This is a genomic window from Streptomyces sp. NBC_01260 (genome assembly GCF_036226405.1).
In the GTDB taxonomy this organism is placed as follows: Bacteria; Actinomycetota; Actinomycetes; order Streptomycetales; family Streptomycetaceae; genus Streptomyces; species Streptomyces laculatispora.
Genome location: NZ_CP108464.1, coordinates 5,616,935 through 5,628,375, shown reverse-complemented (window position 1 = coordinate 5,628,375; position 11,441 = coordinate 5,616,935). Strand labels below are relative to the sequence as shown.

General features: G+C 73.0%; 7 protein-coding genes. All 7 read left to right on the top strand.

Going from position 1 to position 11,441, the window contains the following annotated elements; genetic code table 11:
* Positions 1-87: 87 nt before the first annotated feature.
* The 7 genes from OG322_RS25000 (at position 88) to OG322_RS24970 (ending at position 11,391) form a co-directional block, all read left to right on the top strand.
* Entirely contained in the window at positions 88-1,446 is a 1,359-nt protein-coding gene (locus OG322_RS25000; protein WP_123471127.1) for a vWA domain-containing protein, read from the top strand.
* 108 nt (positions 1,447-1,554) lie between these two features.
* Positions 1,555-2,868 (top strand): FHA domain-containing protein, encoded by a 1,314-nt coding sequence (locus OG322_RS24995; RefSeq protein ID WP_123471129.1) that lies wholly within the window; start codon positions 1,555-1,557, stop codon positions 2,866-2,868.
* Between the two features lie 192 nt (positions 2,869-3,060).
* Positions 3,061-3,552, top strand: coding sequence for a MarR family winged helix-turn-helix transcriptional regulator (locus OG322_RS24990; protein WP_266413194.1), 492 nt, complete (start codon positions 3,061-3,063; stop codon positions 3,550-3,552).
* 158 nt (positions 3,553-3,710) lie between these two features.
* Positions 3,711-4,115 (top strand): globin, encoded by a 405-nt coding sequence (locus OG322_RS24985; protein ID WP_123471133.1) that lies wholly within the window; start codon positions 3,711-3,713, stop codon positions 4,113-4,115.
* 159 nt (positions 4,116-4,274) lie between these two features.
* Positions 4,275-7,595, top strand: a complete 3,321-nt coding sequence (locus tag OG322_RS24980) for an ABC transporter permease (protein ID WP_329306958.1) — start codon at positions 4,275-4,277, stop codon at positions 7,593-7,595.
* On the top strand, positions 7,595-10,408 hold the full coding sequence (locus tag OG322_RS24975) for an ABC transporter permease (RefSeq protein WP_329306957.1): 2,814 nt from the start codon (positions 7,595-7,597) through the stop codon (positions 10,406-10,408). The genes OG322_RS24980 and OG322_RS24975 overlap by 1 nt, the downstream gene beginning before the upstream one ends.
* A complete protein-coding gene (locus OG322_RS24970; protein ID WP_123471139.1) occupies positions 10,405-11,391 on the top strand; it encodes an ABC transporter ATP-binding protein in 987 nt (328 codons plus the stop codon). The genes OG322_RS24975 and OG322_RS24970 overlap by 4 nt, the downstream gene beginning before the upstream one ends.
* The last annotated feature ends 50 nt before the right edge of the window (positions 11,392-11,441 follow it).

Genomic DNA, 11,441 nt, shown 5'->3' with positions numbered 1-11,441 from the left:
CCCGTTCCGTCCGCCCTTTGCACCTCCGATGCCTTTGTCCGCAAATCTGTCTTCATCTGACACGTGGAGCCTCAAGGAGCCGATCAGATGGCCAACTTCTCCAAGTCGAACGTGCCGCAGTTCTCCGTCGAGGTGTACCAGAACGAATATCTGCCCGAGGGCGGCCGTGAGGTCAACGGCATCATCACCGTCACCTCGACCGGCGGCGGCACCACCGGTGGGGTTCCGCTGACGAGTGCCGCTCATCCGGCCTCGCACGGACCGGGACGGGCACCGAGCGCCGCCGTGGTGATCATGGTGGACTGCTCGGGCTCGATGGACTATCCGCCCACGAAGATGCGCAACGCCCGCGATGCGACGGCGGCGGCCATCGACACCCTGCGCGACGGCACCTCCTTCGCCGTGATCGGCGGTACGCACGTCGCCAAGGAGGTCTACCCGGGCAACGGGCGGCTCGCCACGGCCGATCCGCAGACCAGGGCCCAGGCGAAGGAGGCCCTGCGGCGGCTCAGCGCGGGCGGCGGTACGGCGATCGGGACCTGGCTGCGGCTGGCCGACCGGCTGCTGGGCGCCGCCGAGGTGAGCATCCGGCACGGCATCCTGCTGACCGACGGGCGCAACGAGCACGAGGCACCGGAGGATCTGCGGGCCGCGCTCGACGCCTGTGCGGGCCGGTTCACCTGTGACGCCCGCGGTGTCGGCACCGACTGGGAAGTGAAAGAGGTCACAGCGATCGCCTCCGCGCTGCTCGGCACCGCCGACATCGTCGCCGATCCCACGGGGCTGGCCGCGGACTTCACGCAGATGATGGAGAACGCGATGGGCAAGGAGGTCGCGGACGTCGCGCTGCGGCTGTGGACACCGGTCGGCGTGGAGATCAAGTTCGTGAAGCAGGTCGCGCCGACGGTCGCCGAGCTGACCGACCGCCGCACCGAGGCGGGCCCGCGCGCCGGGGACTACCCCACCGGTTCCTGGGGCGACGAGTCCCGCGACTACCACGTGTGCGTGCAGGTGCCGCAGGCCGGCATCGGGCAGGAGATGCTCGCGGCCCGCGTCTCGCTGATCCTCCCCGACCCGTCGGGCGGGGCGCCCCAGATCCTTTCGCAGGGCCTGGTACGGGCGGTGTGGACGGACGACATGGTGGCGTCGACCTCGATCAATCCGCAGGTCGCGCACTACACGGGTCAGGCGGAACTGGCACAAGTCATCCAACAGGGGCTCGATGCCCGCAAGTCGGGAGACTTCGACGGCGCGACGGCCAAACTCGGCCGTGCGGTGCAGTTGGCATCGGCGTCCGGGAACGAGGACACTGCGAAACTGCTTTCGAAGGTGGTAGACGTCGTCGACGCGGCGACAGGTACTGTGCGACTGAAGGCGAAGGTCGCGGAAGCGGACGAGATGACACTCGAAACGCGCTCCACGAAGACCGTCCGCGTGAAGAAGTAATCACATATCCGCACTGATGAGCCGCCCGGCCGGACAGGTTCGCCGGGCGGCGAAGCAAGAAAAATAGACGGCCCCCGGGGCCGGACGAGGAGAGGGGGAAGCGCCGACATGCCGACCTGCCCGAACGGACACCAGTCGGGTTCCGAGGACTGGTGCGAGGTCTGCGGCCATCGCATGGCCGGGGCGGGCGCGCCTGCGGGCGCTGTTCCCCCGCCGCCTCCCCCGCCGCCCGCGCCCGGCTACGGATACCCGCAGGGCCCCGGCCCGGACGCGACCGCCCACGCCGAGATCTGCCCGCAGTGCCGCACCCCGCGGGAGGCGATGGCGCCGTTCTGCGAGGAGTGCCGCTGGAACTTCCTCACGAACACCGCGACCTCGTACACACCACTCGCCCCGCAGCACGGCGGCCCGGGTGGACCGGCCGGTCCCGGCGGACCGGGTGGCGGTCCCGGAGGCCCCGGCCCCGTTCCCGGGCTCAATCTGCCGCCGGGCTTCCAGGCGCAGCAGCCGCCGGGAGCGCCGCAGCCGCGCGATCCGTTCGAGTACCAGAGTTCGCGCCCCTCGCAGGTGAACCGGCCGGCCGAGCCGCTCTCCCCGGGTCCCGGCCGTCCCGGCCCTCCCGGTCAGGGACAGCCGCCGTTCCAGCAAGGACAGCAGGGCCCGCCGCCTCCGCCGCCGTTCCAGCAGGGTCAGGGCCAGGGCCCGCAGGGCTTCCCGCAGGGGCAGCAGCACGCCCAGCACCAGGGTTCGTCGCAGGGCTCGCCCCCGCCGCCGTCGTTCCAGCAGCAGAGTGCCGCGCCCGCGTTCCAGCAGACGGCTCCCCCGGTCTTCGAGCAGCCCGGCCCGCCGGCCCCGCCGCAGCCGCAGGCTGCGCAGCCCGGCAACGACGACTGGCTGCTGTCGCCGCCGTCGCAGGCCCAGGGCCCGCAGTCCCCGATGCAGCAGCAGCCCTACCCCGGCCAGAACCAGGGTCCCGGCACGGGGCAGGACCAGGGCCACGGTCAGGGCCCGGCGTCCACGAGCTGGACGGCGGTCGTCGCTCCGGACCGTGATTACTTCCTGGCGATGATGCAGCGCAGCGGCCCCGAGGCCACCGGGCTCAACCTGCCCGCGTACTCCCCGGAGCAGCACCTTGCGCTGACCGGCAACCAGATCACCATCGGCCGCCGCCGGCACAGCACGGGCGAGTCCCCCGACATCGACCTGTCCGTGCCCCCGGAGGATCCGGGCGTCTCGCACCAGCACGCGGTGCTGGTGCAACAGCCGGACAGCAGCTGGGCCGTGGTCGACCAGAACTCCACCAACGGCACCACGCTCAACGGCGCCGAGGACCCGATCCAGCCCTACGTCCCCGTTCCCCTCCAGGACGGCGACCAGGTGCACGTCGGGGCGTGGACGACGATCACGATCCGCCGGGGCTGACCGCTTCGAACCGTGCGCGGCCGGTGAGGGACACCCCTCACCGGCCGCGCATTGCTGTTCCGGGCTGCCACCCCCCGGTCCGCCGGCTGCCGGAATCCGGTAGTTCGTAGTACGAATAGGCTCCCTCGCACCGGTCCGGGCTTTCGCCGCCTGCCGTACTCTGGCCGAATGCGAAAGGCCGAGGGTGAGCAGATGGGATTCGTCACCGCACTGGTGCGATCCTCATTTCTGGTGGACGCCGTATACGCCGAGTCCGGTCGCGTGCACGGAATCACCGCACAGCAGGGCCGGCTGCTCTGTGTACTGATGGTGCAGCCGTACGGCATGCGTGAACTCGGACCGATGCTGGGACTGGCGAAGTCCAGCCTCACCGGCCTGGTGGACCGGAGTGTCCAGCGCGGTCTGGTAAGACGCGAGGCCGACCCCGAGGACGGGCGTGCGGTCCGCGTCGCGCTGACCGCGATGGGCGACGAGCTGTCCAAGGCGTTCTACGCCGAGACCTGCCGGCGTATGGAAAGGCTGTCGGACGGCCTCGACGCAGCCGACCGCGAACTGCTCGCCCGGCTGCTCGGCCGGCTGGTGCTGGAGAACAAGGTGCCGGTGGTCTTCATGGAACCGGACCAAGCGCCCCCTGCCCATAACCACAACCGTACGGTTCGTGATTCCCCACTCCCAGCGGCATGACACAACTCATTCGCAGCACGAACCATACTGATTCGCATCACGAACTGTGAATGTCCAGGCCCGGTGAACACCTGCCCCCGGCGGATTCCGGGCCCGAGTGGTGTGATCGGCACACCCGGCCCCCGGTCCCCCGCCGGGGCGTCTGCGACGATGGACGGGTGACTGAGAACCCGCGCGACACGGTGCAGGAGCTGACCTTCTACGAGCTGGTCGGCGGCGAGGAGACCTTCCGGCGCCTGGTCCACCGCTTCTACGAGGGTGTGGCCGGGGACCCGCTGCTGCGGCCGATGTACCCGGAGGAGGATCTGGGCCCGGCCGAGGAGCGGTTCGCGCTGTTCCTGATCCAGTACTGGGGTGGCCCGCGCACCTACGGCGAACAGCGCGGACACCCCCGGCTGCGGATGCGGCACGCACCGTTCCAGGTGGACCGGGCCGCGCACGATGCCTGGCTGAGCCATATGCGGGTGGCGCTCGACGAGCTCGCCCTGGCCCCGGAGCACGAGCGCCAACTGTGGGACTACCTCACCTACGCGGCCGCCTCAATGGTGAACACCGAGGGCTGAGTTCCGGCCCGGACATGTGCGGAATCCGGAACTCCGCCGCCGGATAACGGTCACGATCCCATCAAGGTATGGCCATAGGTGGTATCCCACGGCAGGTGCGCTCTGAAAGCATCCATACAGCGCCGGGGGGCGTGTTCGTGAGTTGAGGGTGGGGGCAGGGTGACGGGGTTCGTTTTCCTGCGGGTGAGGGCGCATCGGCTCCTCCTCGCGGCGGCCGTACTGGCCGTGCTGCTCACCACCTCGGTCCTGGCCGCGCTCACGGCCTTCTCGGGCTCCATCGGCGACGCCGCACTGCGCCACACCCTCACCCACCGGTCCGCCGCCGCCGCGTCCCTCCTCATATCGGCGCAGGTCGCGTCCGAACAGCGGGACGCGGCCGACGCCTCGGCGCGCAGGGCCGCCCACACCACGTTCGACGGACTTCCGGTGACCGTACGGAAGCTGGAGGCGTCGGGGCCGTACGCGCTGCCGCGCAGTCTGCAGACCCCGGCCGCCCGCCGCGGCGACCCCGACCTCACCCACTTCGCCTCGCTCGACCTCAGCCGCATCCGGCTCACCGCGGGCCGGATGCCCGCGGCCGGGGCGGGGAAGACCGGCGACCCGGTCCAGGTCGCGCTGCCGGGCACCGCCGCCGACGTCCTCGGGCTGAAGCCCGGCGGCCGGCTGACGCTTACCGACCGGCTCAGCGGCAAGCGCCTGAACATCCAGGTCACCGGTCTCTACGAGGCCGCGGACCAGGCCGATCCGTACTGGCAGCTGGACGCGGCCGGCGGGCGCGGTGTCCGCAGGGTCGTCTTCACGACGTACGGGCCGCTGCTCACCGACCCCGCGGTGCTCGGCTCCGGCCGGACCAGTTCCGGCGAGCTCTCCTATCTGGCGTCGGCCGACTTCCGCGGCCTCACCACGGACCGGATGGCCGCGCTGCGCCACGCGGCGACCGAGGGCCCGAAACAGCTGCTCGCCGCCCCCGAGTTCAAGAACGGGGCGAGTGCGCGGACCGAGCTGCCCACCGTTCTCGACCAGATCGACCGGGGGCTGCTCGTCTCCCGCTCGACGATGATGATCGTGGCCGTGCAACTGGTTCTGCTGGCCGGGTACACCCTGCTCCTGGTGGCCCGGCTGCTGAGCAGTGAGCGAGGCGGGGAGACCGAACTGCTGCGTGCGCGCGGCGGATCGCGCGGCCGGATCACCTCGTTCGCCGCGATCGAGGCGCTGCTGCTCGCGCTGCCCGCCGCCGTCCTCGCCCCGCTGCTCGCCGGACCGCTGACCCGGCTCCTGGCGGACCGCAGTGAGCTGTCCCGGATCGGGCTGCGGCTCGGCGGGACCGCCACCGGCACGGTGTGGCTGGTGGCCGCCGTCACCGCACTGGCCTGCGCCCTCGCCGTGGTCGCGCCCGCGCTCGCCGCGAGCGCCGGCGGCCGCCGCTCCACCCGCGCCGCCACGCTGCCCGCGCCGGTGCGCGCGGGGGCGGACATCGGGCTACTGGCGGTCGCCGGGGTGGCGTACTGGCAGCTCGACCGGCAGACCGGGGGCGCGGGCAGCGGTGCGCTCAGCGACGACCGCGCGGGCGGCCTCGGCATCGATCCGCTGCTCGTCGTCGCGCCCGCCCTGGCCCTGCTCGCGGGCACCGTACTGACGCTGCGGCTGCTGCCGCCCGCGGCCAGGCTCGCGGAGCGCCGGGCGGCCGGCGGCCGGGGGCTGACCACCGCGCTGGCCGGCTGGCAGTTCAGCCGCCGGCCGCTGCGCGGCGCGGGTCCGGTGCTGCTGCTGGTGCTGTCGGTCGCGATGGGGATGCTGGCCATCGGGCAGAGCGCGTCGTGGGACCGTTCACAGAAGGACCAGGCGGACTTCAGGTCCGGCGCGCCGGTCCGGATGCTGGGCGGCATCAACGCGGATCCGGCGCGGTCGGGCGCGTATGCGCGACTGCCGGGGGTACGGGAGGTGGCGCCCGCGTTCCGTACGACGCTGGACCTCTCCGGTGGCCGCACGGCCGAGGTACTGGCCCTGGACACCGCGCACGCCGACGAGCGGATGCTGATGCGCGGCGACCTCGCCGACGGGGCGCAGGGCGGGCTGTTCGACTCCCTCGCACCGGCTCACTCCCAACGGCCGGGACTGCTGCTGCCGCGTGACAGCACACAACTCCGCCTCGATCTGCGCATATCGTCCGGGCAGAGGTCCCGGAGCCCCTCGCGCTCCCACATGAGTCAGCTGGTCACCGTGCTGATGGAAGACCGCTACGGCATCGCGTACCGGGTGGTCGCCGGTTCCGTGCCGGTGGACGGGAGGGCGCATCCGCTCTCGCTGAAGGTGGCCGCGGCCGGTGAGCTGTCGCTGACCGGGTTCGAGCTGGACAGCAGCCAGCCGGTCGGTCGGGGCGAGTCGCACCGGCTCACCGTGAGCGGACTGCGGACCCTGACCGCCGGCGGCGCCGAACGGCCGGTCCCGGTGCCCAGCGGATTCCGCTGGCAAGCAGCCCTGACCACCGACGAGTTGGGGCAGATCCAGCCGGGCCCCGACCTGCACCCGGCCGGCTCGGCCGCGCAGCCGCTCACCCTCGGCTACGAGACCGGATACATCACGGCCGAGAACGCGGCGTACGCGGTGCCGGCCCTCAATGTGCGGGTCACCGCGGCGCGGACCACGGCGGCCGGCCTGAACGGCGTGGCCACGGACGCCTATCTCAAGGCGTCCGGTGCGCGGACCGGCCAGAGCGTGGACGTGACGCTGGCCGGTGAGACGGTCCGGGTGAAGATCGTGCGGTCCGTCCACGGACTCCCGACGACCAGGCCGGGCTCCACCGCTTCCCTGTCCTCCGGCCAGGCGCGGGCGGACCGGGACGGCGGGGCCCTGTTGCTCGACTTCAGAGCCGTCGGCCAGATCTTCGCGCAACGCCCGAGCGCCGTGCTCACCGCGACCGAGTGGTGGCTGAGCACCGCTCCCGGCCGGACCGCCGAGGTCGCGGCAGCGCTCCGTGCCCGGCCCGACACCGATCCGGCGCAGGTGCAGGTCCGGGACGAGGTCGCCGACGAGCTGGTGAGCGATCCGCTGGGTGCGGGCCCGCAGTCCGCGCTGCTCGCCGTGGCGGTCGTGGCGGCGGCGCTGGCCGGGGTCGGCTTCGCCGTGACGGCGGTCGGCTCGCGGCGTGAACGGTCCGCGGAATTCGCGGTGCTGCGGGCGCTGGGGGCGCCGCGCCGACGGCTGGCCCGCATGATCGCCGCCGAGCAGGGGGTACTGATCGCCATCGGGCTGCTGGTGGGATCAGTCCTCGGGGCCGTACTGACCCGGGCGGTGGTGCCGCTCATCGTGCTGACCGGGCAGGCCTCCCGGCCCGTGCCGGCCGTGCTGGTGCAACTGCCCGCCGGACAGGTCGCGGTGCTGCTGGCCTCGTTCGCCGCACTGCCGCTGCTGATCGTCGCGGTTCTCGCGCTGCGTCGCACCGACCCCGCGATCTCGCTGCGCCACCAGGGGGACAACTGATGAGCCCGCGTCCGATGTTCTCCCGCAAGGAGGCCGCCTGCGCGCCATGGGTGCGGACCCGGCTGCGCACCGCCCCGGGCGCGGCCTGCGCGCTCGGACTGCTGGTGCTGCTGACGGCGTTCCTGGCCGCCGCCTTCCCGCGGGCCGTCGACCGTTACGAGGAAGAGGGGCTGCGCCACGATCTCGCTGCCGCCGCCCCCCGGCGCAGCATGCTGGAGGTCAGCAGCCCGGCGCCGGGTCTGGAGGTGCCGCAGGCAGCACGCGAGAAAGCGGTGCGGGAGCCGTCGGTGGCCTCCGTGCAGCGGAAGCTGCTGGCCGGGCTGCCCGATCCGCTGCGGGCGGACACCGGCCAGTCCGCGTACGGACTCCGGACGACGAACCCGATCCCTGCCGGGGAGCCCTGGTTCCCCCGCCCCTACGGCATCGACCCCGAACTGACGTACACGACGCAGTCGGCGCTGCCGGATCACTCCACCCTGCGCGAGGGCAGGTGGCCGGCCGCCCGGGGCGAGGTCACCGCCGCCACCGAGGAGGTGGAGGCCGCGGTCACCGAGGAGACCGCGAAGGCGCTGCGGATCAAGACCGGTGCGACCGTCTCCGTCCCGGCCATCAGGGGCGGGCAGTTCACGGTACGGATCACCGGCATCGTCGCCCCGCTGCGCCCCGAGGCCGCCTACTGGTCGGCCGAACCGCTGCTGCGCACCCCCTCCCTGGTCGCCAAACCGACGAAGACCGAGCCGCGTTACTACTGGACCGCCGCTCTGCTGCTGCCCCCGGACGCCGCACCGGTGCTGCTCGCCACCACCGGCCAGCCCGAGGTGTACTGGCGGATCATGCCGGACGTCGCGCGGCTGACCGCGCCGGACGTGCCCCTGCTCCGCTCGTCCGTGGCCTCCCTGGAGGGCGGCCCCGGGCTGCTGAACGTACGCGCGGCCGTCGGTGAGACCGCGACGGTGACGACCGACCTGGACGAGATCGTGAGCGCGTACGACGGGATGCGGCAGGCGATCCGCCCGGTCGTCACCGTCGCCGCCGTCGGCATCGGGGCCGTCGCCGTCATCGTCCTGCTGATGACGGGCGGGCTGATCGCCGGCCGGCGTCACAACGAACTCGCCCTGCTGCGGGCCCGCGGCGGGTCCCTGCGGTCCATCGGGGGCCGGCTGCTCGCCGAGACCGCGGTGACTGCCGTGCCCGCCGCGGCGCTGGGCCTGCTGCTCGCGGTGCTGGTGACCGGCGGGACCCGGCTGGGGCCCTCCGCCGTCGGCGCCGCGGCGGTCGGCGCGCTGGTCTGTACCGCGCTTCCGGTCCGTACGGTGCTGCTGCACCGCAGACCGCAGCTGCAGAGCGGCCGCGAGGACCTGGTGAGCGTCCGGCCGTCCCGGCGGCGCACCGTCGCCGAACTCACCCTGCTGGTACTGGCCGTCGGCGCGGTCGTCGCCCTTCGCCGGCGCGGTACGGGCGGCGAAGGGGGCACCGACCTCCTGGTCAGCGCGGCCCCCGTGCTGGTCGCGCTGATCGCGTCCCTGGTCCTCGTGCGGCTCTACCCGCTGCCGCTGCGGCTCGCGCTGCGCTCCGTGGCGCGGCTGCGCGGCGCGGTCGGATTCCTGGCGCTGGCCCGTGCCGGACGCTCCTCGGCCTCCGGCACGCTGCCGCTGCTCGCGCTGCTGGTCGCGCTGACGACGGCGGCGTTCGGGGGCTCGGTGCTCGCGGGAGTCGCGGACGCCCGGGACACCGCGGCGGTGCTCGCGACCGGCGCGGATGCCCGGATCAGCGGCCAGGCCGACTCCGCACCCCTGCCGGACGGCCTGGTCCGGACGGTGTCCGGGACGGACGGCGTACAGGAGGTGGCGCGCGTCCAGATCGAGTACGGCGTCTCGCTGCCGTCGCCCGAGCACGGCTTCGAGGACGCCCGGGGCGCCACCCTGATCGGCGTCGACCCGGTGACCTATGCCCGGCTGGCGCGCTCCACCGGCATCGGCACCTTCACCGCCGACCGGCTGAAGTACAGCGGCCCGCCGACGCCGAAGGGCACGATGCCGTCGCAGGACCGGGTGCTGCCGGTCCTCGCCTCGCCGTCCGTCGCCGAGCGGCTCGGGGACCGGCCGCGCGATCTCCAGTCGATGGCCGGGGACTTCAAGGTCCGGGTGACGGGCACGGTGGCACACACGCCCGCCGTCAGCGATACCTCTTTCATGATCGTCGACGCCGCCTCCCTCACCCACCGGCAGACCACCGCTCTGCTGCTCACCGGCGACCGGCTGGACGCGAAGGCGCTGCGCGCGGCGGCCCACCACGCCGGCAAGGACTTCACCGTGCAGCTGCGCTCCGAAGCGCGCGCGGCCTACGTGGACACCCCCATGCAGGTGGGTGCCGAGCGGATCTACACGGCGGCGATCGCGGCCGGCGCGGGCTACGCCCTGCTCGCCGTCCTGCTCTCCCTGCTCCGGACCGCTCCGGAGCGCACCACTTTGCTGGCGCGGCTGCGCACCATGGGCATCGGCACCCGGCAGGGCGGACGCCTCCTCGGCTTCGAGGCCATGCCCCAGGCGCTGCTCGCCGCCGCGGGCGGGCTGCTCGTCGGCCGGGCGACCATCGCGCTGCTGGCACCGGGCGTCGATCTGGTGCACCTCGCGCTCTCGACCGGCCCCGGCGCCGGTCTGCTGTACAACGCACCGCTGCGGGCGGATCCGTGGTCGATGGTCCTGCCGGCGCTGGGCGTGATCGTCCTCACCGCCGCGGTGGCCGGCGTACAGGCCTGGTGGACCGGCCGCCGCGGATCGATCACCGAACTCAGGGCAGGAGACTCCCGATGACGACGCAGTCGACCGATTCCACGCTGGCGGAGCTCGAACAGCGGGCCGCCGCACACCGCGACCGGCCCTCCTACGGGCACGACGCGCTGATCTCCTGCGACCGCCTGGTGCGCATCTTCACCACGGACGGAGTGGAGGTGCAGGCCCTCCAGGGTCTCGATCTGCTGGTCACCGAGGGCGAGTTGCTGGCGCTGGTCGGCGCGTCCGGGAGCGGCAAGTCGACGCTGATGAACATCCTGGCGGGCCTCGACGTGCCCACGGCGGGTGCGGCGAAGGTGGCGGGCTGCGATCTGCTGTCCATGGGGCAGAAGGAGCGGCTCCGCTACCGCCGGGACGTCGTCGGGTTCGTCTGGCAGCAGACCGCCCGCAATCTCCTGCCGTATCTGACCGCGATCCAGAACGTCACGCTGCCGATGCAGCTGCGCGGCGGCGGGCGCAATCGCGAACGGGCCGCGCGCGCTGAGTCGTTGCTCGCGATGCTGGAGGTGGCGGACTGCCGCGACCGGCGCCCGCAGCAGATGTCGGGCGGCCAGCAGCAGCGGGTGGCGATCGCGGTCTCGCTCGCCAACTCCCCCTCGGTGCTGCTCGCGGACGAGCCGACCGGGGAGCTGGACTCGGCCACCGGCGAGCAGGTCTTCGCCGCCTTCCGCCGCGCCAATGAGGAGCTCGGCACGACGATCGTGATCGTCACGCACGACCAGGCGGTCGCGAACGAGGTCCGCCGCACGGTCGCCATCCGCGACGGCCGTACCTCGTTCGAGGTGCTGCGCCGTACCGAGGTCGACGCGGCGACGGGCCAGGAGTCCCAGGTGGCACGCGAGTACGCGATGCTCGACCGCGCGGGCAGGCTGCAACTGCCCGCGGACTACACGGAGTCGCTGGGCATGGAGCACCGCGTGATGCTGGAACTGGAGCAGGACCACATAGGCGTCTGGCCGGACACTCCGCGCACGGAGCCGGATTCAAGCCCGTCCGGCGACTGAGGACAGAGCCGGCCGCCAGCTGCCCCGGCTGCCCGGCTCCCCCGCAATCG